19 protein-coding genes and 2 pseudogenes are annotated in these 24,750 nt (G+C 61.6%); 9 read left to right on the forward strand and 12 right to left on the reverse strand.

From position 1 onward, the window contains the following. Positions 1–44 precede the first annotated feature (44 nt). On the forward strand, positions 45–866 hold the full coding sequence (locus tag KHP07_RS07285) for an AraC family transcriptional regulator (protein ID WP_099492246.1): 822 nt from the start codon (positions 45–47) through the stop codon (positions 864–866). 17 nt (positions 867–883) lie between these two features. Here the strand turns inward: KHP07_RS07285 and KHP07_RS07290 are convergent, their stop codons facing one another. The 3 genes from KHP07_RS07290 to KHP07_RS07300 are packed head-to-tail and all read right to left on the reverse strand — an operon-like array spanning position 884 to position 5,720. Continuing rightward, the gene (locus tag KHP07_RS07290) at positions 884–3,460 is read right to left on the reverse strand and encodes a bifunctional diguanylate cyclase/phosphodiesterase (RefSeq protein ID WP_214496890.1); all 2,577 of its coding nucleotides are present in this window, start codon (positions 3,458–3,460) and stop codon (positions 884–886) included. 26 nt (positions 3,461–3,486) lie between these two features. After that, the gene (locus KHP07_RS07295; RefSeq protein WP_099492282.1) at positions 3,487–4,659 is read right to left on the reverse strand and encodes an MFS transporter; all 1,173 of its coding nucleotides are present in this window, start codon (positions 4,657–4,659) and stop codon (positions 3,487–3,489) included. Between the two features lie 38 nt (positions 4,660–4,697). Then, positions 4,698–5,720, reverse strand: coding sequence for an alpha/beta hydrolase (locus KHP07_RS07300; RefSeq protein WP_214496891.1), 1,023 nt, complete (start codon positions 5,718–5,720; stop codon positions 4,698–4,700). Positions 5,721–5,886: 166 nt separating this feature from the next. Here KHP07_RS07300 and KHP07_RS07305 point away from each other — a divergent pair, with 166 nt between their 5' ends. After that, the gene (locus tag KHP07_RS07305) at positions 5,887–6,807 is read left to right on the forward strand and encodes an AraC family transcriptional regulator (protein WP_078048685.1); all 921 of its coding nucleotides are present in this window, start codon (positions 5,887–5,889) and stop codon (positions 6,805–6,807) included. On the opposite strand, the gene KHP07_RS07310 is transcribed toward KHP07_RS07305, so the two are convergent. Both KHP07_RS07310 and proP read right to left on the reverse strand, forming a co-directional pair. Continuing rightward, entirely contained in the window at positions 6,785–7,288 is a 504-nt protein-coding gene (locus KHP07_RS07310; RefSeq protein ID WP_214496892.1) for a GAF domain-containing protein, read from the reverse strand. The genes KHP07_RS07305 and KHP07_RS07310 overlap by 23 nt on opposite strands. Before the next feature lie 50 nt (positions 7,289–7,338). Beyond that, positions 7,339–8,841, reverse strand: coding sequence for a glycine betaine/L-proline transporter ProP (gene proP / locus KHP07_RS07315; protein WP_078048683.1), 1,503 nt, complete (start codon positions 8,839–8,841; stop codon positions 7,339–7,341). Between the two features lie 153 nt (positions 8,842–8,994). Here proP and KHP07_RS07320 point away from each other — a divergent pair, with 153 nt between their 5' ends. Both KHP07_RS07320 and KHP07_RS07325 read left to right on the forward strand, forming a co-directional pair. After that, positions 8,995–9,525: a GNAT family N-acetyltransferase gene (locus tag KHP07_RS07320; RefSeq protein WP_214496893.1), complete on the forward strand. Its 531-nt coding sequence runs from the start codon at positions 8,995–8,997 to the stop codon at positions 9,523–9,525. A 143-nt stretch (positions 9,526–9,668) separates the two neighbouring features. Continuing rightward, a complete protein-coding gene (locus KHP07_RS07325) occupies positions 9,669–11,072 on the forward strand; it encodes an MFS transporter (protein WP_078048680.1) in 1,404 nt (467 codons plus the stop codon). Positions 11,073–11,109: 37 nt separating this feature from the next. Here the strand turns inward: KHP07_RS07325 and KHP07_RS07330 are convergent, their stop codons facing one another. The 4 genes from KHP07_RS07330 to KHP07_RS07345 form a co-directional block, all read right to left on the reverse strand. Then, on the reverse strand, positions 11,110–12,030 hold the full coding sequence (locus KHP07_RS07330) for a bifunctional helix-turn-helix transcriptional regulator/GNAT family N-acetyltransferase (RefSeq protein ID WP_214496894.1): 921 nt from the start codon (positions 12,028–12,030) through the stop codon (positions 11,110–11,112). A 70-nt stretch (positions 12,031–12,100) separates the two neighbouring features. Beyond that, a complete protein-coding gene (locus KHP07_RS07335) occupies positions 12,101–13,393 on the reverse strand; it encodes a PQQ-dependent sugar dehydrogenase (protein WP_214496895.1) in 1,293 nt (430 codons plus the stop codon). Then, positions 13,390–13,815 (reverse strand): DUF2231 domain-containing protein, encoded by a 426-nt coding sequence (locus KHP07_RS07340; protein WP_214496896.1) that lies wholly within the window; start codon positions 13,813–13,815, stop codon positions 13,390–13,392. The genes KHP07_RS07335 and KHP07_RS07340 overlap by 4 nt, the downstream gene beginning before the upstream one ends. Positions 13,816–13,902: 87 nt before the next feature. Further along, on the reverse strand, positions 13,903–14,226 hold the full coding sequence (locus KHP07_RS07345; protein WP_214496897.1) for a hypothetical protein: 324 nt from the start codon (positions 14,224–14,226) through the stop codon (positions 13,903–13,905). 250 nt (positions 14,227–14,476) lie between these two features. On the opposite strand from KHP07_RS07345, the gene KHP07_RS07350 reads away from it, so the two are divergent. The 5 genes and pseudogenes from KHP07_RS07350 to KHP07_RS29475 all read left to right on the forward strand — a co-directional run. Then, positions 14,477–15,505, forward strand: a complete 1,029-nt coding sequence (locus KHP07_RS07350) for a UV damage endonuclease UvsE (protein WP_028616341.1) — start codon at positions 14,477–14,479, stop codon at positions 15,503–15,505. Positions 15,506–15,553: 48 nt separating this feature from the next. Continuing rightward, positions 15,554–16,033 carry a P-loop nucleotide/nucleoside kinase family protein gene (locus KHP07_RS07355; RefSeq protein ID WP_078048670.1) on the forward strand — a complete coding sequence of 160 codons (480 nt, stop codon included), beginning with the start codon at positions 15,554–15,556 and terminating at the stop codon, positions 16,031–16,033. After that, positions 16,030–16,824: a nucleotidyltransferase domain-containing protein gene (locus KHP07_RS07360; RefSeq protein ID WP_214496898.1), complete on the forward strand. Its 795-nt coding sequence runs from the start codon at positions 16,030–16,032 to the stop codon at positions 16,822–16,824. Before KHP07_RS07355 ends, KHP07_RS07360 begins: the two co-directional genes overlap by 4 nt. A gap of 888 nt (positions 16,825–17,712) precedes the next feature. Beyond that, on the forward strand, positions 17,713–17,850 hold the full coding sequence (locus KHP07_RS07365) for a hypothetical protein (RefSeq protein WP_214496899.1): 138 nt from the start codon (positions 17,713–17,715) through the stop codon (positions 17,848–17,850). A 3-nt stretch (positions 17,851–17,853) separates the two neighbouring features. Further along, positions 17,854–18,442: pseudogene (locus KHP07_RS29475) on the forward strand (LysR substrate-binding domain-containing protein); the annotation flags it as partial. Here KHP07_RS29475 and KHP07_RS29825 read toward each other — a convergent pair. From KHP07_RS29825 to KHP07_RS07385, 3 genes and pseudogenes are all read right to left on the reverse strand, one after another. Then, positions 18,432–19,199, reverse strand: coding sequence for a methyl-accepting chemotaxis protein (locus tag KHP07_RS29825; RefSeq protein ID WP_371857077.1), 768 nt, complete (start codon positions 19,197–19,199; stop codon positions 18,432–18,434). The pseudogene KHP07_RS29475 and the gene KHP07_RS29825 sit on opposite strands and share 11 nt — an antisense overlap. Positions 19,200–19,286: 87 nt before the next feature. Continuing rightward, positions 19,287–20,381, reverse strand: a pseudogene (locus KHP07_RS29830) (cache domain-containing protein); the annotation flags it as partial. 138 nt (positions 20,382–20,519) lie between these two features. Next, positions 20,520–24,503, reverse strand: coding sequence for a bifunctional nitrate reductase/sulfite reductase flavoprotein subunit alpha (locus KHP07_RS07385; protein WP_214496900.1), 3,984 nt, complete (start codon positions 24,501–24,503; stop codon positions 20,520–20,522). Between the last annotated feature and the right edge of the window lie 247 nt (positions 24,504–24,750).

Genomic DNA, 24,750 nt, shown 5'->3' on the forward strand with positions numbered 1-24,750 from the left:
ATCCATTACAAAATGATTCGGCGTTCATGCTAGATTCGTCAGGAATGCCTGTCTCGCGTAATTCGGGCGACAACCATCGCAAAAAGGGCGAAATGATTAAACCACTCAATGAATTCTTGCAGGAAATCAACGAAGGCGCTTGGGCGGTCATCAGTTCTGCCACCGACTACCCGGAAAACTGGGTGATCCCCGAACACAGCCACGAGAAACACCAACTGCTCTACGCCATCGAAGGCGTGATGGTGGTGTACTCGGCGTTGAACCAATGGACAGTGCCACCCAATCGCGGAATCTGGATGCCCGCCGGCCAAGTGCATTCCCTGCGCTGTGTGGGCACGCTGAAAATGCGCAGCGTATTCGTGCGCCCGGATCGCTTCCCGAACATGCCCGGCGAGCCGAAGACGGTCAGCATCTCACCTTTGTTGAGCGAGCTGATCAAGGCGTCGGTCAGCCTCAAGCCACCGTATGCCGAGGACTCGCGGGATGCGCGGATCATGCACCTGATCCTCGACGAACTCGCCATCCTGCCGGCCTTGCCACTGTCCTTGCCCCAGCCCGCCGACCCGCGCCTGCAGCGCATTTGCCTCGCGTTGCAGGAAGAGCCCGGCGACGCCTCCACTGTCGCCCACTGGAGTGAGCGCCTGAACCTGGATCAGAAAACCATCCAGCGCCTGTTCCGCAAGGAAACCGGCATGACCTTCGGCCAGTGGCGCCAGCAGGCGCGGCTGCTGCTGGCATTGGAGAGGATTGCGGTGGGGGAGAAGGTGATCGATATCGCCCTGGAACTGGGCTATGAAAGCCCCAGTGCGTTTACCAGCATGTTCAAGAAACAGTTTGGCAAGACGCCGAGTCATTTCTTCAGGTAGAGCCGGTCAGCCGCGCGTTATGACTGCACCAGGCCGGCGTGCACGTCCAACAGGCTGTTGAACGCCTCGAGATCCAGCGGGTGGCTGAGAAAGTAGCCCTGGCCTTCCTCACAGTCCACCGCCTTGAGCATTGCCAGGTGTTCAGCGGTCTCAATGCCCTCGGCCGTGACGGTCAACGACAACGCGCGCCCCAGGCCGACGATGGCCTGGATGATGGCCTTGTCGTCTTCACTTTGCTCAAGCCGGCTCAGGAACGTGCGATCAATCTTGAGGCCGTCGAACGGGAATTCGCGCAGATAGCTCAGGGAGGAATAGCCGGTGCCGAAGTCATCCATGGCGATGCGAATGCCCAGGTGCTTCAGGGTGTGCATGATTGCCAGTGCGCCGACGGCATCTTCGAGCATCACGCTTTCGGTGATTTCCAGTTCCACCCGCGTGGGGTGGATGCCGGCGCTGTCCAGGGCTCGCCGTATGCGCTCCACCAGGTCGCCGCGCTTGAATTCCGTGGGTGAGAGGTTTACCGACACAAACAAGTGATCCGGCCAGGCGGCGGCACAGGCACAGGCGGTTTTCAGTACCCAGTCGCTCAGCGAGAGTATCAACCCCGACTCCTCGGCAATCGCGATGAAGGTGTCCGGTGCAATCAGGCCTCGGTCCGGATGCTGCCAGCGAACCAGTGCTTCGGCACCCACCATCTGCCCATCGGCGATGCGGTAGCGCGGTTGGAAGTGCAGGCGCAGCTCCCCGTGCTTGATCGCATAGCGCAGGTCACTTTCCAGACGGCGACGCTCAATGATGCGGGCATTCATTTCCCCTGAATAAAAACGCCAGGTATTGCGACCGGCAGATTTGGCCTCGTACAGCGCAATATCGGCATAACGCAGCAACTCGGTGACCTCGCTGGCGTCGTTGGGCGCGAGGGCAATGCCGATGCTGGCGCTGATGAACACTTCCTGTTCGTCGATGCGGATGGCCTGTTCGATCGAATCGATCAACCGCCTGCACAGCGCCTCGACTTCCCCCTGGGTGCCTGCCTCGGTGAGAATCAACACAAACTCGTCACCGCCCACTCGAGCGACCAGATCCCCATGGCGCACACAGGCCGCCAGGCGGCCTGAGACGGCGTTGAGCACGCGGTCGCCAGCGGCGTGCCCGAGGAGGTCATTGACCGGCTTGAAGCGGTCCAGGTCCAGGCTGAGCATAACTAACGGTCGCCCCGACGTGGCCAGCGCCTTCAACTTGCCGCCGAGGAACGCTTGCAGGCGCGTGCGATTGGGCAACCCGGTGAGAGCGTCGTGTTGGGACAGGAACTCGATGCGCCGCCGGGCTTCGACCTCTTCGGTCACGTCGGTTGCCGTGCCTCGGAACCCGCCGCAGGGCATCTGCCGCGCAGACAGGCGCGTGGTGCGTTCCTGTCTGTCGGCATCGCGATAGCGGCATTGCACGCTGATATCGGGACGTCGGCCTGGCATGCTCAGCCATTGAGACAGCAGGCCGCCGTCGGTCTCCAGCAGGTCGTTCATCGTGGCGCCGATCCAGGTTTGCCGGGCCAGTCCGGTGACGTTTTCGAAGCGCTCCGACAGGTAAGTAAAACGCCAACCGGCATCGATTTCCCACACCCAGTCGGAGCTGGCCTCCACCACATCGCGAAAGCGTGCTTCGCTGGTGGCCAGGGCATTCTGGCTGTTTTGCAGCGACGAGTGGCTGGCATCAAGGGCCAGCGCGGCGGCGGTGGTGCGCCGCGAAATGACCCAGGTCATCACGCACACCAGCAGCGCAGCCAGGCCCAGCAGCGGCAGGCCTACGCCCATCAGGCGCAAGCCGGGACGAGCCGGCTCCCAGTGGAGGCTGCCGGCCGAGCCGTTGTCGCCGAGGGGGAAGAGCAAGGTCTTGCCGATTTCATCGGCGGTGGCGACGTGCAGTTTGTCCACGCCGAATTCATCGCCGATCACCGCCAGTTTGGCGCTGTCGAGAATATCGATAAAGATCAGCACCGACGCTGTCCGGCCGTCGGGCAACACCGTGGGGTCGGTACCGGGGGTGATGGCGGCGGCAGCTACCAGTGCAGGGCTGCCGTGCACGTTGATAAAGGCCGTGGCGGGTGTCTCATTGTCTGCGCCCGCGCGAGCCTGCTCAAGAATCTCGGTGATGGGCCCACCGAGCCACTGGTTGAGTTCGACGGTCTGTAACTGGCCGTCAACGACGGCATACACCGTGCGGTCGGCGTCGTCGACCACGAACAGGCCTTGAAAGCCGAAATCATCGAACAGCGTGGCGCCGATGTTGCCACGGACAAAGGCCCAATCAGCGTCTACCGTCATATGCAAATGCTTGTAGGCGTCACTCCAGAAGGCGTAGTCCTTGACCGTCACCCGCAGGGACTTTTCCAGCGACTGCACGGCTTTGCGGGTATAGAACGCGCTTTCAACCTGCTCGGAGCGGTCCAGTTCATGGGCCAGATAGACCAACGAGTAGGCCGCGGCGGCAAACACCACAGCCAGCAAGGCCATGAACCTGAAGAGTGAGGTGCGCGCCAGCGACAGACTGGTGCGATCGGAAAGCGAGCGGACGATAGGGGCGAGAGCGTTCGGCATAGTTTCCCGCAGGGAGTCGCTGCTGGTCAGGGGTGTCCCTTGTTATCGGCAGCTCTGGCAAAACAATTAGACCGCCGGGGAGGGTGGCTGCTGGCGCGCGTTGCCAACCACGTCAATAGGGCCGCGACGCTCAGCACCGCAGCACTCAACTCGAATGTCGCCTGATACCCGCTCAGGTCGAACATCAGGCCGCCCACGATAGCGCCGGAAGCGATCGCCAGTTGGATGATCGCCACCATCAAGCCACCCCCTGTCTCGGCGTCGTCGGGCAGGGTTTTTGACAGCCAGGTCCACCAACCCACGGGGGCGGCGGTGGCGACCAGGCCCCAGAGCCCCAGTAATAGCGTGGTTATCACTGTGGAACTGCCAAACACGACCAGCGCCAGCGCAATCCCGGCCATCACCAGCGGAATAATGCCCAGCGTCAGAAACAGGCTTTTTTTCAGGAAGCGCTCAATCACCAACGTCCCCGCAAAACCAGCCAATCCCAGCACCAGCAAGATCAACGGCAGTCCGGACGCACTTACCTGGGTGACGGCCTCCAGAAACGGCCGCAGGTAGGTGAACAACATAAACTGGCCCATGAAAAACACACTCACCGCCAGCATGCCCAAGGCCACCGGCGTGCGTTTCATCAAGTGCAGCAGGCTGGTGTTTTTGGCGACGCCTTGAGCCTTGATTGAAGGCAGGCTGATCATCAACCAGGCCGCTGCCAACGTCGCGACGGGGACGACGCAAAAGAACGCCCCGCGCCAGCCGATCAAGCCGCCGACAAAACTGCCCAATGGCGCGGCGATCACCGTCGCCAAAGCGTTGCCACCATTGACGATCGCCAGCGCACGCGGCACCTGGGGCTCAGGCACCAGGCGCATGGCCGTGGCGGCCGACAATGACCAAAAGCCGCCGATGGCCACGCCGATTAACGCACGGCCAAGCATGAACACCGGGTAATTCGGTGCCAGCGCCACCACAGTGCCAGAAACGATCATCAGCACGGTCAAGGCCAGCAAGAGGCGCTTGCGCTCGACTCGCGCCGCTACGCCTGCGATCAGCAGGCTGGTAAGCAACGCAAACAGACCAGACACCGAAATGCCCTGGCCGGCTTGCCCCTCGGTAATCTGCAAGTCGGCCGCCAGGGGCGTGAGCAGGCTTACGGGCATGAACTCGGACGCCACCAGGGCAAAGGCGGCCAGGGACATCGCGAGCACAGCGCCCCAGTTTTTCGGGGTGTCGGAGATCACTTCAAGTTGCTCCTGAAAAAGCTGGTCAGCTTGTCGAACGGGATCAGGCCGACTCGGTCGTACAGGTCCACATGGCCGGCATCCGGGATGATCACCAGTTCCTTGGGCTCGGCAGCACGCTGGTAGGCGTCCTCGCTGAACTCAAGTGAATGGGCATTGGCACCGGCAATCAACAGCAGTGGTCGTGGGGAAAGCGTCTCGATGTCGTTGAGCGGGTAGAAATTTATGAACTTAACGTTGCTGGTCATCGTCGGCCGTGTGGTGTTTTGCGGCGAGGCACCCGCCGGGGTGAACGCACCACGCGGCGTGCGATAGAAGTCGTAGAACTCATCGCCCACTGCATCGCCGGTCAGGGCCTGAGGCGTGCCGCCGGTGTAGACGGTGTTGCCACCCTGGAACTCCACATAACGCTGGTTGGCGGCTTGCAGCAGTACTTGCTGGCGCTGCGCCAAGGTCACGCCGCGTTTGAGGCCGTTACGGTTGGCTGCGCCCATGTCGTACATACTCACCGTAGCGATGGCTTTGAGGCGCGGGTCGATCTTTGCCGCTGCGATGGCAAAGCTGCCGCTGCCGCAGATGCCAATCACGCCGATGCGCTCGCGGTCGACCATCGGGCGGGTGCCGAGGTAATCCACGGCGGCGCTGAACGCTTCACTGTAAAGATCGGGCAACACGGCATTGCGCGGCTCGCCAGCGCTTGCGCCCCAGAACGACAAGTCCAAGGAAAGGGTGACAAAGCCCTGCTCGGCCATTTTGGTGGCATACAGATTCGCGCTCTGTTCTTTGACGGCGCCCATCGGGTGGCCCACGATGATTGCCGCATTTTTTGAAGAGGGGGCAAGGTGCTTGGGCACAAACATGTTGCCTGCGACCGTCATGCCATATTGATTGTTGAAGGTGACTTTTTCGACGGTCACCCGCTCGCTTTGGTAGAAGTTGTTAGCACCATTGGACATATCGGCTCCCAGTGTCGACATTGAGGTCACCAGCAAACTCAGGGTGAGCAAGAGGCTTTTCATCGGGGGTTCCTCGAGAAGGTTGGTCCGCGCATTTTCCCGAGTGAGAGCAGGGTTCTGTAGTGCGTTTGACTGGGATACTTGCCTGATCCTCTGAGTCTTGTAGTTTGCCGGGGACGGCCATGGGCGCGACGGGGTAAAGTCCGAAGAAGAGAGGAAAGAGCCTGTAATGACCACTCATCAAACATCCTTGAATGCGCTGATCCAGGCCATCGGCTCGCGCGTGCACGCGCCCGGTGACTACCCCATGCCGATTCCGGGCCTGGGTTTTTATCACCGTGATCAGCCTGCAACACCCGTCGTGTGCATGGTGGAACCGTGCATCGTGCTGGTCGCCCAGGGTGAAAAGCAGTTGTGGGTCGGTGGCGAGGGCTACCCGTATGACACGTCACGCTTCCTGGTGACCTCCCTGGACATTCCCGCCAACTCCGAAGTGCTGGCGGCCAGCCCAGAGCAACCGTGCCTGGGGCTCACTTTCAAGCTGGACTTGCGCATATTGGCCGAGCTGATCGCCCAGAGTGAGCTACCGCCAACGCGGGAGCGGGCAGTGTTGAAGGGCGTGGGTATTGGCACGGTGACCGAGGGCATGCTGGCATCGTTTGCGCGCCTGGTGGCGCTGCTCGACGAGCCTGAAGCCATCCCGGTGCTAGCGCCTTTGATTCAGCGCGAAATCCATTACCGGCTACTGAAAAGCGACCAGGCGAACCGATTGCGCCAGATCTGCTCCGTCGACGGCCAGGGGTATCGGATTGCCAAGGCCATCGATTGGCTGAAGCTCAACTACACCACGGCATTGCGCGTGGAGGAGTTGGCCGCGCGCGTGCAAATGAGCGCAGCGACGTTTCACCACCACTTTCGCCAACTGACGGCGATGAGCCCGTTGCAGTATCAGAAGTGGCTGCGCCTTAACGAGGCGCGGCGCTTGATGTTGAACGAGCATCAGGACGTGTCCAGCGCGGCTTTCAAGGTGGGCTATGAAAGCCCCTCTCAGTTCAGTCGCGAATACGGCCGGTTGTTTGGGGTGCCACCCAAACGTGATATCACGGCGCTGCGTGGCAGGACCGAGGTCAATGATCGGACGTCAAATTAGCAAAGAATATGCACCCAATCAGCCGCGCAAACAGGCTCAGGGTTTCCGGCAGGTTGGGGTCCTCGAATAGCATCGCCCGAGAGTCCAGCGCACACAGAGCGCCAAACAGGCGGCCATCGGGCAAGAAGATCGGCGCGCCGGCATAGCTCTCAATGGCGAATTGCTTGACCACCGGGCGGGTGGCGAAGCGGCCGTTCTGGCTGATCTGCGGGATGAACAGGGTTTGCGGGTTGATGCAGAATTCGCTGCACAAGGTGGTTTCCAGATCGAGCACGTCGTCGACATGGATGCCCATGTCCACGGTGTCGTGCACCGAGCAGACTACCCATTCCAGGTCGGTGAATTTGGCGATGCCGGCAAAGCGCATCCCCGTCAGGCGGGTGACCAGTTGCAGGATGCTGGTGGTAGCTTCTATTTCGGCGATGGCAGCGCGTTCATCGGCGCTGAGCAAGGACTGTGAGGCGGTGACGCTTGGAACCATGAGGACACTCCAGTAGCGGGGTGGCCTGGGCCACCCCGCGCTTTCAGGCGTTAGTTGATGCGCGGATGCTGCTCGACGAGATTCTTGCGCTTGGCTTCCAATTCGGCAATCTCGGCATCGATGTCTTCGATCTTCTGCTCGATATTGTCGTGATGCTCCTGCAGCAGTTCCTTGGCTTCTTCCATGTCCGAAGCGGCCGGCGCTGCGCCACGCAGTGGCTTGTTGGCAGTTTCCTTCATGGTCAGGCCGGTGACCAGGCCGACCACGGCAAACACCATCAGGTAGTAGGCGGGCATGTACAGATCGTTGGTGCTTTCCACCAACCAGGCTACGGCGGTAGGGGTCACGCCAGCAATCAGCACCGACACGTTGAACGCACTGGCCAACGCGCTGTAGCGCAGGTGAGTCGGGAACATTGCGGGCAGCGTCGAGGCCATCACGCCGATGAAGAAGTTGAGGATCACGGCGAGGATCAGCAAGCCCGCGAAGATCAGGCCGATCTTACCGCTGGTGATCAACATAAACGCCGGGATGGACAGGAACAACAGGCCGATACTGCCGGCGATGATGAAGGGCTTGCGGCCGATCTTGTCACTGATGAAACCAATGAACGGCTGCACGAACAGCATGCCGACCATGATCGCGATGATGATCAGCACGCCGCTGTTTTCTTTGTAGTGCAGGTTGTGCGACAGGTAGCTCGGCATGTAGGTGAGCAACATGTAGTAGGTCACGTTGGTCGCCGCCACGATGCCGATGCAGGTCAGCAGGCTGCGCCAGTGCTTGGTCGCGACTTCCTTGAACGAGACTTTGGGGCCGTGGGTCAGGCCTTCGCGGTCGCCTTGCTCCATTTTGTCCATGTGTTGCTGGAAGGCTGGGGTCTCTTCCAGCGCATGACGCAGGTACAGGCCGATAATGCCCAGGGGCAGGGCAAGGAAGAACGGCAGGCGCCAGCCCCATGACTCAAAGTCAGCTTCGCCCAATATGCTTGAGATCAACACGACAACGCCCGCGCCCAGCACGAAACCGGCGATGGATCCGAAGTCCAGCCAACTGCCGAGAAAGCCACGCTTGCGGTCCGGGGCATACTCGGCGACGAAGATCGACGCGCCGGTGTATTCACCACCCACCGAGAAACCCTGGGCCATTTTGCACAGCAACAGCAAAATCGGCGCCCAGATACCGATGGAGGCGTAGGAGGGGATCAGGCCGATGGCAAAGGTGCTCAGGGACATGATCACGATGGTCGCGGCGAGGACCTTTTGCCGTCCGTATTTATCGCCTAGGGCGCCGAAGAACAGGCCACCCAGGGGACGGATCAGGAACGGCACCGAGAACGTGCCGAGTGCAGCGATCATTTGTACGCTGGGCGAGGCGTCGGGGAAGAACACCTTGCCGAGCACATAGGCGACGAAACCGTAGACGCCAAAGTCGAACCATTCCATGGCATTACCCAGTGCGGCGGCGGTGATCGCCTTGCGCACTTTGGTGTCGTCGACGATGGTGATGTCTTTCAATCCGATGGGCTTGACGCTTTTCTTACGTAATTTCATGCGGGACACTCTAAAGCAGAACAGGGGAGGTGCCATCGTTGCGATGGCACCGCTCTGTCAGTTCAGATACAAGCGGACATGAAATAATTCACCACTTTTTGCGTTTTTTTGCACATGCATTGAACTTCACAGGTTTACCCAGGAGAAAACCGAATGCCCGCTGCTGCCTCGCGCCTGACCTACCGTCGCCCACAACCCGGTGACGTGCAGCGATTGTTCGCGATCTACGGCGATCCGCAGACCAACCGGTTCAACCCCGCCGGCCCCATGGCCAGCCTGGAGGTTGCACAACGCCTGCTCGATCACTGGCTCAAACAGTGGGCTACCCAAGGCTACGGCTGGTGGGCGATTGCACGCGTCGAAGCGCCGGATCACATCATCGGCTTTGGTGGAATCGCGCCGATGGACTACCTGACCGAAAGACGCATCAACCTGGGTTATCGGTTTGCGGTGCAAGCCTGGGGGCAGGGCTACGCCACCGAGTTGGGCCGTGATGCATTGAAGCTGGCCTTCGAAACACTTGGCTTGCCCGAAGTGTTCGGGTTGGTACGGCCGGATCACGCGGCATCCATCCGCGTGCTGGAAAAGATCGGCATGCAGCCTTTCGGTACCCTCGATGATGTGCCGGGCCAGGCACCCAGCCTGGTACTACGCGTTCGTCATCCTACAACTGCTTTTGCCTGACATTTCACATACCCGAGCAATACCTCGATAAACGGCAATCTTTCAGATTGACAGCGTTCAGGCGTCCCGATATAAAAGTCGCAGTTGTACGACGACATATGACGTTACATGTGTCCTACCTAACAAAAATAAAAAGTGATGCCATGAACTTGAACGAGCCCATCAACGCTCACCGCGTTGGCCAAGCTGTAGGCAACTATCGCTGGACCATCTGCGCGATGCTGTTCTTCGCGACTACCGTCAACTATCTCGACCGCCAGGTGCTCAGTCTCTTGGCCCCTCAGTTGTCCACGCAATTTGGCTGGAGTAACACCGATTACGCCAATATCGCGGCGGTGTTCCAGTTTGTCTACGCGATCTCCATGCTGTTCGCCGGGCGCTTTGTTGACAAGATCGGCACCAAGGCGGCTTATGTGGTGGCGATTGGTATCTGGTCCACGGGCGCCGTCATGCATGCGTTCTCGGTGCCGATGGGCGAGGGCATCGCCGCCATCAGCGGGGCGATAGGCCTGGCGGTGATCCCGGTGTCGATTGCCGGCTTCATGCTATCCCGCGCGGTATTGGCGATTGGCGAGGCGGGTAATTTCCCGATTGCGATCAAGGCCACCGCCGAGTACTTCCCCAAGAAAGAACGCTCCTTGGCCACGGGTATCTTCAACTCCGGCGCCAACGTGGGCGCGATCCTGGCACCGATCTGCGTGCCGTTGATCGCGGGGCTCTGGGGCTGGGAAGCGGCGTTTATCGTGATTGGTGCGTTGGGTTTTGTGTGGGTCGCGGTGTGGATTGCGCTCTACAAGAAGCCCGATGAGCAAAAACGCCTGTCGCCCGCCGAACTGGCGTACATCCGCAGCGACCAGACCGTGGAGCCCTTCACCCCGGCAGCGGCGGGCGCGGTGCAGAAGAAAGTCTCGTGGTTCAAGTTGCTCACCTATCGCCAGACCTGGGCCTTTGCCTTCGGTAAGTTCATGACCGACGGTGTGTGGTGGTTCTTCCTGTTCTGGCTGCCCACCTATCTGTCGGCGCAATACGGCATGAAAGGCGCCGATATCGTGATGCCGCTGGCGGTGCTGTACAGCATGACCATGGTCGGCAGTATCGGCGGCGGCTGGTTCCCGAGCTACTTCATGGCACGCGGCGATGCGCCCTACGATGGCCGTATGAAAGCCATGTTGGTGATCGCGCTGTTCCCGCTGGTGGTGTTGCTGGCGCAGCCATTGGGCTATATCAGCTTCTGGGTGCCGGTATTGCTGATTGGCGTGGGTGCCTCGGCGCACCAGGCGTGGTCATGCAACATCTTCACCACGGTGTCGGACATGTTCCCGCAGAAAACCGTGGCCTCGGTGGTCGGTATCGGCGGCATGGCCGGCGGCCTGGGTGGCGTGGTCATGACCAAGATCGGCGGTTGGGTGTTCGACTACTACAAGTCCGTCGGCGACATTCACACCGGCTACATGATCATGTTCGCCATCTGCGCACTGGCCTACCTGGTGGCCTGGAGCGTGATGAAGACGCTGGTGCCGCGTCACAAGGAAATCACTGACCTGTAAGGTCTTATGTCCCGCGCCGCAACGGCGCGGGACCACTTTAAAGCGTGAGCGCCCAGGTCTGGCTGACCAGGGATTTGCCGAAGCTGTCTATCGTTTCTTCCTCGACCAACACGAACCCAGCCTTCTGATACAGCTTGCGTGCATCGCCGAGGATGTCCACCGTCCACAGTTGCATGCGTTGGTAGCCGACCTGCCGGGCAAAGCGCACACACTCATCCACCAGCCGTTGGCCGATGCCCATGCCGCGCGCACTGGCGTCCACGTAAAGCATGCGCAGTTGGGCTGTGGTTTCGCCGTGGCGGATAACGAACACCGAACCCACCACTTCGCCGTCCTTTTCCGCGATCCAGCAACGCTCGCAGGTTGGATCAAACGCCCTCAGGTACTTGGCAACCGTCTCCGCTACTAATGCTTCGAACTCCCAGTTCCAACCATATTCACGGGCATACAACGCGGTCTGTTGTTGCACCACCACGCCCATTTCGCCGGGTTGGGGATCGCGTAGCAGATAGCTGGGCGCCGTGCCTTGCAGCAGGGCCTGGATGCGCTTCATGGCTTCGGTGAGCTGGCGTTGCTGGGGTTCGGGCAGGCTGTCGAGCAGGGTGATGACTTCGTTCTGGGTTTGCTGCTCCAGAGGTGCCAGCACGTCGCGGCCGTGGTCGGTGAGGTGCAACTGCACCGCGCGGGCGTCGGTGGCGGAGCGGACTTTCTGGATCAGGCCCTTCTTTTCGAAACCGCTGGTCAATCGGCTCAGGTAACCCGCGTCGAGGCTGAGCATTTGGCACAGGTCGGCGCTGGTGAGGTCGCCACGGGTAGACAATTCGTACATCACGCGGATTTCGGTGAGCGAATAGTCGCTCTGCAGCAGGTGTTCCTGCAGCACGCCGATCTGGTGGGTGTAGAAGCGATTGAAGCCGCGCACGATGCCGGCGCGTTCGACAAGCAGGGGGGTGGACATGCTGGAATGCTCGAATGGTTGCCTGAAGCAATTATATTGTTGCTTCAGGCAACCATGTCAAACAGTTTGCTTAGCGGTTGCGCGTCACCCGCCAGACGGTATTGGCCAGGTCATCAGCAATGATCAGTGCGCCTTTGGGGTCCACCGTCACCCCCACGGGGCGCCCACGGGTCTTGCCATCGTCACCGCGAAAGCCGGTGGCGAAGTCGATGGGCTCACCGGACGGCTTGCCATTGCTGAAGGGCACGAAGATCACCTTGTAGCCCACCGGGTTGTCACGGTTCCAACTGCCGTGCTCGCCGACAAACACGCCATCGGCAAACTTCTCGCCCATTTGCGGGATGGAAAAGTCCACGCCGAGGGCCGCCACGTGGGAGCCCAGGCTGTAATCCGGCTTGATCGCGGCGGCGACCTTGGCCGGGTTCTGCGGCTGTGCACGCGGGTCGACGTTCTGGCCCCAATAGCTGTAGGGCCAGCCATAGAAAGCACCTTCACGCACCGAGGTGAGGTAGTCCGGTACCAGGTCCGGGCCCAGTTCGTCGCGTTCGTTGACCACGGTCCAGAGTTGCCCGGTGTCCGGCTGGATCGTCAGTGCCGTCGGGTTGCGCAGGCCTGTTGCATAAGGCTTGTGCGCGCCAGTGGCGGCGTCGATCTGCCAGACCATTGCGCGGTCGATCTCCACTTCCATGCCACGTTCGGTAACGTTGCTGTTGGAGCCGATACCCACGTAAAGCTGACTGCCATCAGCGCTTACGGCCAGGGATTTGGTCCAGTGATGGTTGATTTGCGCCGGCAGGTCGGTGACTTTGCTCGGCGGGCCGCTGGCCTTGGTCTGGCCGTCGGCGTAGTCGAAGCTCACCAGCGCATCCTGATTGGCCACGTAGAGCTTGCCGTTGGCAAACGCCAGGCCGTACGGCGCGTTGAGGTTGTCGGCAAACACCGTCTTGAGTTCGTAGGTGCCGTCGCCATCGGCGTCACGCAGCAAGGTCAGGCGGTTGCCACCCTTGACCTTGGTGTTGCCTTCGGCCTTGATCAGGCTGGCGATCACGTCCTTGGGCTTGAGCTTGGCCGCACTGCCGCCACGGCCTTCAGCGACGAGGATGTCGCCGTTGGGCAGCACCAGGGTCTGGCGCGGTATGGCCAGGTCGGTGGCGATGGCGGTCACGCTGTAGCCTTCCGGAACCTTGGGTTTTTGCTCGCCCCACGGCACTGGTTCGGCAATCTTCATGCTCGGCAGCAGGCTGCTTTGCTGCTCCGGCAGTTTGGGGTCAGGGCCGCGGGCCTGGGTCTTGTCGCCTTCGCCACCGCAGGCGGTCAGCAACAGGGCGGCGCTCAACAGGGTCAGGGTGCTGGACGTTTTCATTTGGCATCTCCCGAACGCAGGTCAGACAGGCCGATCCACGCAGCCACCAGTGCCAGCAGCGTAACGATCACCGACAGCACCAGGCCGGCGGGCATCATGGCGTATGCATCCTTGGCATGCTGGAAAGCATTGATCAAACCCAGTACCCAGGCCGCCAGCAGCAACAGGAAGTAAGCGGCCGGTCGCCCGGATTTGCGCCGCGCACGAAGCAGGTTGACCAGCGCGAACAACAGCGCGAACCCACTGAACACCAAGGCGCCGGCAATCAACCAGGAAGCGAAGTTGGCCCATTGAATCTGGTAGGTCTGGCCGTAGGCAACGTCGCTGAGCAGGGCACCCAGAAACAACGGTACGCTGCCAGCCAGCAAGAGTGCATGCAGCGGGCCTGGCCGTGTTGCGTAGTAGGCGGGGAGGGTAGTCATGGGGGGCGGCTCCTTATCGTTCAGCGCTCCTGGATTCAGGGCGCAATGACTTCGCATAGGAAAGGAGCGTGGCGTTCGCGGGAAAGTTCACTGGGGTTTCATGTCCAGATGTTTTTCAAACCATTCGGCATAAGGCGTATTGGCAACCTGACAGCGATTGAAGTCCGGGCTGCCATCGCTCCACCAGACGGGGCCGCGTTCGCCAAGGTCGACCTTGGCACCGTGCACCTGGTGCCGCGCCACCCTCAGTTGTTGCGGGTCACCCGAGGCCTTGGCCGCCTTGACGGCACGGCGCGCGTCCATCAATGCATTGACCAGGCGCTGGCGGGTGTCTTCGTCCAGCGCCGGGTTGGTGCAGCGCCAGAGTTGGCCCTTGACCACAAAGTAGCGCCCATCCGGCGTGCTAATCATGGTGCCAGCGTACTACCCGCAGTACGCCCCACATCATCGAAAACACAATCGCCATCCATCCGGCAAACAGGCTGAAGAGTGTCATTGCAAGGTTCATAGCCACCTCCGTTGCGTTGTCGTCTCGCTGTTGTCCTTATAGGTGACTGCCTGCGAAAACCAGGATTCAACTTATTTTCCAGAGTGAACCCCTGGCGGTGTTACCCACCTAAGCTCTTATAATTCCCACGATTGTTCACCTCCAGGCCTCTCCATGACCCACCCTCGAATCGGCTTCGCGTGCCAGTACAAGCACCCCGAACGCCTGCTGTCGGCCAGCGCCTTGAAGCTGATCGAAGGCCCCTTCAACCCGCGCACCACCACGTTGCGCTGGATGGACAGTGTCACGCCCCAAGTGGCCCGCGACAAATTGGTGGAGGTGGTCACCCACAACCTGGCGGCCCAATTGCGCCTGTTGGCGTATGTCGCCGAATTGCCGCCGACCTTGCGCATGCTGCGCCTGAGCAGCGATCTGTTGCCGTTCTACAGCCACCCGAAAATCGCCGCGGTGTACAAGGACCCGGCCATCGAGCATCAGTTGGTCGAGGGGTTTGCCGCGATCGGTGACTTGGCGCGCGCTGCGGATATCCGCCTGTCGTTCCACCCCGGCCAGTACTGTGTGCTGGGTTCGGAGAACCCTGGCGTGGTGGAAAACAGCCTGGCCGAATTCGAATACCACGCCGACATGATCCGCATGATGGGCTACGGCCGACGCTTCCAGGACCTCAAGTGCAACGTGCATATCGCCGGTCGCCTTGGCGTGGCGGGTACCCGCGCGGTGTGGGCGCGCCTGTCGGAAGTGGCGCGCAACTGCATTACCTTCGAGAACGACGAGAAGACCTACGGCCTGGACCACTGCCTGCAAGTCGCGGACCTGGCGCCAGTGGTGCTGGACATCCACCACTGCTGGATCAATGAAAACGACTACATCGACCCCCACTCGGAACGGGTCGCCCGTGTGATCGAAAGCTGGCGCGGCGTTCGCCCGACCATGCACTACTCCCAACCCCAGGAGAGCCTTCAGGAGCTGGGGTTCGACGCCGAGCACAAGCTGGAAATGGACGCGCTGTTGCAGGTGGTGTCCAAGCGCGACCTCTACGCCCACAGCGCGCAAATGTGGAACCGCTGGACCAACGATTACGCGCTGCAGTTTCTCGACCGCTTCGACATCATGCTCGAAGCCAAGGACAAGAACGTCGCGGCCCTCGCGTTCTACGCGCACTGGCAGCGGCGCGTTGTGTGATCAACCCCCAGCGTGCATGCTGGCTGGCCTCACATAAGGAACCTTGCCATGCCAACCCTGCATTTGCTCTGCGGCAAGATCGCCTCCGGCAAGTCCACGCTCGCAAAGACCCTGGCCACCGAGCACGCGGCCATTGTGCTCAGCGAAGACCACTGGCTTGCCACGCTTTACCCCGGTGAAATCCGCTCCATTGCCGACTACATCCGTTGTGCCCAGCGAATACGCGGCGTGTTGGGCCCATTGGTGATCAATGTGCTGCAGTCGGGTGCCAACGTGGTGCTGGATTTCCCTGCCAACACCTTGGCTAACCGCGAATGGCTGCTGGGCTTGGCACAGGTCGCCAAGGTCCGGCACTGCCTGCATTACCTTGAACTGGACGACGCCACCTGCCGGGCCCGGCTGCACGCGCGCAATGCCCAGGGTGAGCATGACTTCGCCGCCACTGATGCCGAGTTCGATCTGATTACCCGCCATTTCTGCGTGCCGACTGAGGCAGAAGGCCTGGTGATCGAGAGGCATCGCCCATGAGTGCATCGCAACCCATGGGTGTGGACGCCGAGGGTTTTATCCTCACGGTTCCCGACGCCCCCGTGCAGCGTGAGTTTCAGCCTTTGCTCGAGGATGCCTGCGGCCTGCTCTCGCAGCCAGGCTTGGGGGTTGACGGCATTTACGTCTATGGCAGTGTTGCACGCGGCGATGCGCTGCCGGGTGTGTCCGATCTTGATCTCACGTTGGTGCTGAGCGAGCCGCCTACCGCTGCGAGCCTGGAGCGGTTGGAACGGATTCGGTGCGACCTGGAGTTGCGGCACCCGTCAGTCACCAAGGTCGATTTCGATATCGGCAGCCGCGCGCAGGTACTGGCTGTTGAGAATAAACATCGTTGGGGGTTCTGGCTCAAGCACCATTGCCGGTGCGTATGGGGCAATGATCTGGCGGTGCAGTTCGAGCGGTTTCGGCCATCACTGGACATCGCCTTGGCTGTGAATGGTGACTTTGAAGCGGTGCTGAGCGCTTACCTCAGCCGCATTGCGCGTGCCGACACCGAACACGAGCGGCTTCGCCTGCAGCGCGAAGCGTCACGCAAGCTGATCAGGGCGACGCAGATAGCGTGCGGGGTAGAGGGCGCGACTTGGCCGCAGACATTGGAGGAGTATGTTGCGCTGTTCGTGCAGAGGTATCCGATGCGGGTGACGCAGGTGGCGTTTTTTCTGTTTGAGGCTCGAAACCCGGGTGCTGACGGTGAGAGGTTCTTGGCCCGGCTTCAAGCGTTTCTGGGGTGGATGGTTTTACAGCGAAGTCATATGGCCGTTCCTCTGTAGGCGCTGGCTTGCTGGCGATGGCGACCTAACAGCCGACCACAATCTAACTGTCACCCCGAGATCTAAATGTGGGAGCTGGCTCGCCTGCGAAGACGGCCTGACAGCCGACCACAATCTAACTATCACCCCGCGATCTAACTGTAGGAGCTGGCTTGCCAGCGATGGCGACCTAGCAGCCGACCACAATCTAACTGTCACCCCGCGATTCAAAACTGTGGGAGCTGGCTTGCCTGCGAAGACGGCCTAACAGCCGACCACGCTCTGACTGTTGCCCCGCGATCCAAAACTGTGGGAGCTGGCTTGCCTGCGAAGACGGACTAACAGCCGACCACGCTCTGACTGTTGCCCCGCGATTCAAAACTGTGGGAGCTGGCTTGCCTGCGAAGACGGCCTAACAGCCGACCACGCTCTGACTGTTGCCCCGCGATCCAAAACTGTGGGAGCTGGCTTGCCTGCGAAGACGGCCTAACAGCCGACCACGCTCTGACTGTTGCCCCGCGATTCAAAACTGTGGGAGCTGGCTTGCCTGCGAAGACGGCCTAACAGCCGACCACGCTCTGACTGTTGCCCCGCGATCCAAATGTGGGAGCGGGCTTGCTCGCGAAGGCGGCCTGACAGCCGACCTGGATGTTGGATCTGATCGGGTACATATCCGTTATTTAGGTAACGGCTGCTATGGGTTCCGTCCTTACGGCGGCTCACTTTTGAAAAGCCCAAAAGTAAGCAAAAGGCTCTTGCCCCAACACTCGGCACCTCGCCTAGGCTCGGTGTGCCCGTAATCCGACAGGTATTTGGGGGGCCGCCGCCACGCGCCATCCATGGCGCGGGGCGGCTAAACCGGCATCCCTGCCGGTTTACCCCCCAAATCCCTGTCGAATTCCGGCCAGCGTGTTTGACGGGGCGCCTAAGATCAAGATCAAGATCAAGATCAAGATCAAGATCAAGATCAAGATCAAGATCAAGATCAAGATCAAGAGCAAGAGCAAGAGCGGCTCGCTTCGCATCGTGGTTAGCGTGGGGGGATAGTACCTGGGGGTGTCGCAGCCGCCGTTGATCGAGCAGATCCAGGTGCTGGAGCAGGCGCTCGAGGTCACGCTGTTCGAGCGTTCGCGGCGCGGCGATACTGCCCGCGGTGCGCGAGATCGACAGCGTGGAAGCGCTGCCGGCGCTGGAAGCAGGGAATATCGACCTGGCCTTTGCCCGGCTGGACGGCGACCTGGGCCCGACGGTTCAGTCGCTGCCGTTGCGGGACGACCGCTTGATGGTGGCGTTGCCCAGCCACCATGCTTTGGCCGCGCGTACGCGCATCAGCCTGTCGAGCTTGGCCAGCGCGCTGTATTCGGCGAGCCTGCGCCATAAGGTACGGGCGGGCGCCGTGCGCGGAATCTTCCAGTCGATGGTCGAGCTTTCCGATAACGCCGACCTGATGGGCAAGTTCCTCGGGCTGCCCTGCCCGAAGCTGTTCATGTACGGCGAGCAGAACGCCGGGCTGTCCTACCTGCCGCACATCCAGGCCCACGGCGTGCGGCTGGCGCCGATTGCCGAGTGCGGGCGCTTCCCGATGTATTCCAACCCTGGCGCGATGTGGCAGCAAATCGCTGACTTTCTCAGGACTTGAATCGCCCCACCAAGCCATTTAGCTCATCCGACAAATTCGACAACCGCCCAGAGTCGTCCTGCGCCGAGTTGGCCAGGCTTTCCACCAGCCGCGCCTCGTCGTAGATCTGCTGGATATGCCGGTTGATCTCCTCGGCCACGCTGTGTTGTTCCTCGGCGGCGGCGGAGATCTGCAGGTTCTGGTCGCGGATTTCGTTGACCGACGTCTGGATGCCTTCAAAGCTGTCCCGCGCGCTTTCGATGGACGACACGCTGGCCCGCGACAAGTCCAGGCAACTGCCCATCTTCTGGGTGACTTCCTGGGTCTTGTTTTCCAGGGTGCCGAGCAGTTGCTCGATCTCACCGGTGGAGTCAGACGTGCGCTTGGCCAGGGCACGCACTTCATCGGCCACCACTGCGAAGCCACGGCCCTGGTCACCGGCGCGGGCGGCCTCGATGGCGGCGTTGAGTGCCAAGAGGTTGGTCTGTTCGGCAATCGCGCGGATGGTGCCAAGGATCTGGTTGATGCTGCGGCTGCCGGCTTCCAGTTCGACCATGGCCTGGGACGACTCGGTAAGGCGGCGCCCCAGGCGGTTGACGTTGTCGGTGGTGACTTCGATCTGCTGCTTGCCCTCGGCCACGCGACGGTGCCCGTTCTCGGCGGACTCGGCTGCACCGCTGCATGAACGCGCGACTTCGTTGGCGGTGGCCACCATTTCATTGAACGCGGTGGAGACCAATTCAACCGCCTCTCGCTGGCGGCCGGCCGCCTCGTTCATGTTGTGCGCCACCTCGCTGTTGACCTTGGAGGCGTTCTGCAAATTGGCCGAGGCCGCGCCGATATGCTGGATCAGTTGGCGGATCGCCGCGAGAAACTTGTTGAACCAGCCGGCCAATTCGGCGGTTTCATCCTTGCCCTGTACCTGCAGCTCGTGGCGCAAGTCGCCTTCGCCCTGGGCGATGGACTGCAGGCCGGTGCTGACCTGGCCGATGGGCTTGACGATGACCTTGGAAAACGCCGCCGCGATCAGGCCGAAGATCAGTACCAGCACGCCGACGATGATTGCGGTGAGGTAGGTCATGCGCGTGGCTTCGGCCATGACTTCACGGTGTTCGATCAACCCGATGTAGCGCCAGCCGAGGCCGGGGGAGGTCCACACGTTGGCCATGTAGCGCACGCCGTCGATCACCACCTCGGTGGAGCCTTGCGGCGTGTCGGCCAAATGCGCATAGGGTGCGCCCAAGTCCTTGAGCGGCTTGAAACTGTGGGCCGCATCGCGCGGGTCCACCAGCACCACACCGTCTTCGATCAACATCACGTAGCCGCTTTCGCCCAGCTTGATGCTCTTGACCAGCTCGGTGAGATTCTTCAACGACACGCTGACCACGAACACGCCCTTGGCCTTGCCGTTGTCCAACAATGCTCGCGCAGTGCCCACCAGCGCCACGTCATCTTTGTCGTAGTAGTAAGCCGGCGTGCGCACGGTCTTGCCGGGGCTGGCCATGGCCGCCTTGTACCAAGGGCGGGTACGGGGGTCGTATTTGGCCAGTTGCGGGTCATCCGGCCATTTGGCGTAGGTGCCGTCTTCCAGGCCGATGGACAGGATCGCCGCCGCCGGGTGTGTGGCGCCAAAACGCGCGAAGCGGTCGATCACGGCTTGCGCCTCTGCCGGCATCGGCTGGCTGGCCGCGTCGGCGGGCTGGTAGTTTTTCAGGGTGTTCAGCGATGTGTATACAGGATCGGTGGCCATTTGATCGACGTTTTGCAGCGTACCGTCGAAAAACTGGCGGATGTTGCCATCGATCTGTCGGATTTCCCGGGTGCTGCCATCGATGAATTGATCCACCGCCTGGGTCCGGGTGTTCATGACCGAAATCACGGCCACCAAGCTCACCGGGATAAACGCTACAGAGACAAATGCCAGTACCAGCTTATTTTTTATTTTCATCGAGACGACCATCAGCGTGAAGGGCGGCCAAACCGCCGCGCACCTGAGCAGGATTGAGGCGATTTGCTATCACTGCTGTTTCGGCCTGGCTTCCACAAACCTTTAGGGTTTTTTGTACACAATACAAACTGCATATTGTTCTGTATCCAATCAATACACATCACGCAGGTAACGCTTCTGCTCGCTCAACTGTCGCCAGTAATCGACGGCACCCTCAACGCCAAGCCCGCCGTGGGTTTGCGCCACTTGGCGCAGGGCCTGGTCGACGTCCTTGGCCATATGGCTGGCATCGCCGCAGATGTACAGCTTGGCGCCGTCCTGCAACCAACGCCACAGTTCGGCGCCTTGCTCGCGAATGCGATCTTGCACGTAGACCTTCTGCGCCTGGTCGCGGGAAAACGCCAGGCTCAGGTGGGTGAGCAGGCCGTCGCGCTGTAGGCCTTGCAGTTCATCCTGGTAGTAAAAGTCAGTGGCGGCGTGCTGTTCGCCGAAGAACAGCCAGTTGCGGCCCAGATGCCCGAGCGCCCGGCGTTCCTGCAGAAACGCGCGAAACGGTGCGACCCCCGTGCCGGGGCCGATCATGATCATCGGCACCTCGCCGTCACTGGGGGGGCGAAAGTGCTTGGACGGCTGTATGAACAACGGCACTTCACCGTCACCGACACGGTCGGCCAGGAAGGTCGAGGACACGCCCTTGCGTTTGCCGTAGCGCACGGCGGCCACGGTCAGGTGGACTTCGTGCGGGTAGGCCTTGGCACTCGACGCGATCGAATACAGACGCGGCTGCAGGCGCTTGAGCGTGCCCAGCAATTCGTCCGCTGAACACTCGATGGGGTATTCGTGCAGCACGTCCGCCAGTTGCCGGCCCCACAGCCAGTTATTCAGTTCGGCTTTGTGCTCGGGGTTGAGCAACTGCTTGAGGCCTGGGTTGGCGCTGCGCTCGGCGATGAAGGCCAGGGTGTCGCTGCTGGGCCGGGCGATTTCGAAATGCTGGGTGAGTGCCTGTTGCAGGGGAACATCGCCGAAGGTATCGATGTTCACGCTGGTATTGGCGCCCAGGCGGGTGAGGTCGAGCAATTCGCTGACCAGTTCGGGGCAGTTGCGGGGCCGCACGCCCAGGGCATCGCCGGCTTCGTAGCTGAGCCCGGAGTCGGCCAGGTCCAGGGCGAACTGGCGGGTCTCCTTGTGGACGCTGTGCGGGTTCAGGTGCCGGTTGAGCAGCAGCCGCGACCCGTACAGCTTGGTCTTGCCGGCAGGCGTGGCGGGTGCGGCCAGCGCCACGGGTTTTGCCGGGTTGAGGCTCTGTTGGAAGCGCACCAGCCAGGCATCAGCAGGGGCTTCGAATTCGGTGTCGCAGTCGACGCGTTCAAGCAGGCGGGTGGCGCCCAGTTCCAGCAGGCGCTGGTCGAGTTGCTTGCCGTGGTTGCAGAACTGGTCGTAGTTGGGATCGCCCAGGGCCAGCACCGCAAAGCGCAGCGACTCCAAGCGCGTCTTGGCGGTGCTGAGGCTGTGCCAGAAACCTTCGCCATTGTCCGGTGGGTCGCCGTCGCCAAAGGTGCTGCTGATCAATGCCAGGGTGTGAGTGGATGCGAGTTTGCTCGCGGGGAAGTCCGACATCGCGCTCAGCTCCACTGTGATACCCGCATCGCGCAGGCGCTGGGCGAATCGTTCAGCCAGGGCTTCGGCGTTGCCGGTTTGCGACGCCCACAGCAGGGTGACGGCCGGGGAGGGCGCGGCAAGGGCTTGCGTGTGGCTGAACAACCCGCCGAGCAAGCCGTTCAGCCATAGCCGGGAGGCGTCGGCCAGCGGCGCGTTCGCGGGCATTGTCGGTACGCCGACCGCCTGGTGTGCGGCGTTGGATTGCAGGCCGCTGAGGAAGCCGGCGAGGTAGGTGCGCTCGCTGTCGCTCAGTGGCGGCGGGGATAGGTGACGGATGCCGGCGAGGTCGGCGAAGGCGTCGAGGCGCGACATGGTGCAGTCCTCTGCTACGGGGGAAGGGAGGTCGAGAAACTGGTGATCGATCAGCGCGACGCGGGCCAGGGCGACCGCGCAGCACTTGAACTCAGGCTGCAGGGAAATCGGGTCCACGGCGTCGTTGGTCACCGCGTTGATCGCCAGGTGTTCGCCGAACACATCGTTCCAATGGAAGGGTGCAAAACAGTTGCCTGGCCGTACACGGTCGGTGACCACGGCCGGCAGCACCGCATGGCCGCGCCGGGAGCGCACTTCGACCCGGTCCTTGTCCTTGATGCCCAGGCGCGTGGCATCTTCGGGATGCAGTTCCACGAAGGGGCCGGGGTTGAGTTTGTTCAGGGTGGCGACCTTGCCGGTCTTGGTCAGGGTGTGCCATTGGTGCTGCACGCGGCCGGTGTTGAGCACAAAGGGGAAGGTGTCATCGGGCATCTCGGCGGGCGGCATATGCGGGCGGGCGAAGAACCGCGCCTTACCATTTTCGGTGGCGAAGGTGAGACTGCCCTGGGGGCGATAGCGGATCGGGTTGCGGTGGGCGGCATCAACGGACGCGCACGGCCATTGCAACGGCTGTTCACGCAGGCGTGGGTAACTCGCTCCGCGAATGTCGTAACCGGTCTTGGGGTTCCAGGCACGTTTGATTTCTTCGAACACGTCGGCGGCGGATGCGTAGGTGAAGGCCTCGGCAAAGCCCATCTCACAGGCGACCCTGGCGATGATCTGCCAGTCGGGCAGGGTTTCGCCGGGGGCGTCGACGGCTTTTTGCATCAGGGTCAGGTTGCGTTCAGAGTTGATCATCACCCCTTCGGCTTCGGCCCACAGCGCGCCCGGCAAGAGGATATCGGCGTAGCGGTTGGTCTCGGTGTCGAGGAAGGCGTCCTGGGTGATCACCAGTTCGGCGGCCTGTAGCCCTTTGATCACGGTTTGGCGGTTGGGCACGCTGGCCACCGGGTTGGTGCAGATGATCCAGCAGGCCTTGATCTGCCCGACAGCCATTTGCTCGAACATTGCCACGGTGCCGCTGCCGGCCTGGCGCGGCAGGCTGTCGTGGGGGATCTGCCACAGGTCCTCGATAAAAGCGCGGTCGGCCTCCACAAGTACCGTGCGCTGCCCCGGCAGGCCCGGCCCCATGTAGCCCATTTCGCGACCGCCCATGGCGTTGGGTTGACCGGTGAGGGAGAACGGCCCGCTGCCGGGCCGGCAGATGGCACCGGTGGCCAGGTGCAGGTTGCACAGGGCGTTGGTGTTCCAGGTGCCGTGGGTGCTCTGGTTGAGGCCCATGGTCCAGCAGCTCATCCATTCGGCGGCCTGGCCGATCCAGTCGGCGGCTTGGCGGATATCGGCTTCGGCAAGGCCGGTGATGCCCGCGACACGCTGTGGCGAATAGTCCTCCAGGAACGCGGGCATCACTTCCCAGCCGTCGGTGAACGCGGCGATAAACTCGGGGTCGGTATGCCCGTTTTTCACCAACAGGTGCAGCAGGCCATTGAGCAGGGCCAGGTCGGTGCCGGGTTTGATCGGCAGGAACAGGTTGGCCTTTTCCGCTGTGGCGCTGCGCCGAGGGTCGACCACGATCAGCTTCGCTCCGGCCTTGACCCGGTCCATCATGCGCAGGAACAGGATCGGGTGACAGTCGGCCATATTCGCGCCGATCACGAAGAACAGGTCGGCACGGTCGAAGTCTTCATAGGAGCCTGGCGGGCCGTCCGCGCCGAGGGACAGCTTGTAGCCGCTGCCCGCGCTGGCCATGCACAGGCGGGAATTGGACTCGATGTTGGCGGTGCGCACGAAGCCCTTGGCCAATTTGTTGATCAGGTACTGGGATTCCAGCGACATCTGGCCCGACACGTAGAAGGCCAGCGCGTCCGGCCCGTGCGTGTCGAGCACGTGGCGCAAGCGCCGCGCAGTTTCGCTGATGGCCGTGTCCATGGCGAGGCGCACGGGGTCTTGCTCGCGGGCCTGGCGCACATAGGCGTTCTCCATGCGCCCGGAGTCGGCGATGGCTTGCCCGCAGGTGGTGCCTTTGGTGCACAGGCGCCCGAAGTTGGTGGGATGGGCCTTGTCGCCGATCACCTTGACCACTTTATTGTGCTCGACCTGCATGACGATGCCACAGCCCACGCCACAATAAGGACACACACTGCGGATGCTTTGGTTGGTCATCTGGAACCCATGTAAACAAAAAAGGCGCCTTGTAACCCTCCGTTGAAAACGGGGATTACACGGCGCCTTTGTCGTGAGAGGGCAGTCAGCGTTGACTGCTTGGTTGACGTGTTACTAGCAAGTCACGCGCCAGTTTGTTCACGACGCGGTTTGTCGGTGAACTGGCCTATTGTGATGAACAGGATTTTTGTGGTGAGCGGGCTTTTTGTGGTGAGCGGGCTTGCCCCGCGCTGGGCTGCGCAGCAGC

Origin of the sequence: Pseudomonas sp. VS40, from assembly GCF_018587885.1 — a bacterium.
GTDB classification, from domain to species: Bacteria; Pseudomonadota; Gammaproteobacteria; order Pseudomonadales; family Pseudomonadaceae; genus Aquipseudomonas; species Aquipseudomonas pergaminensis.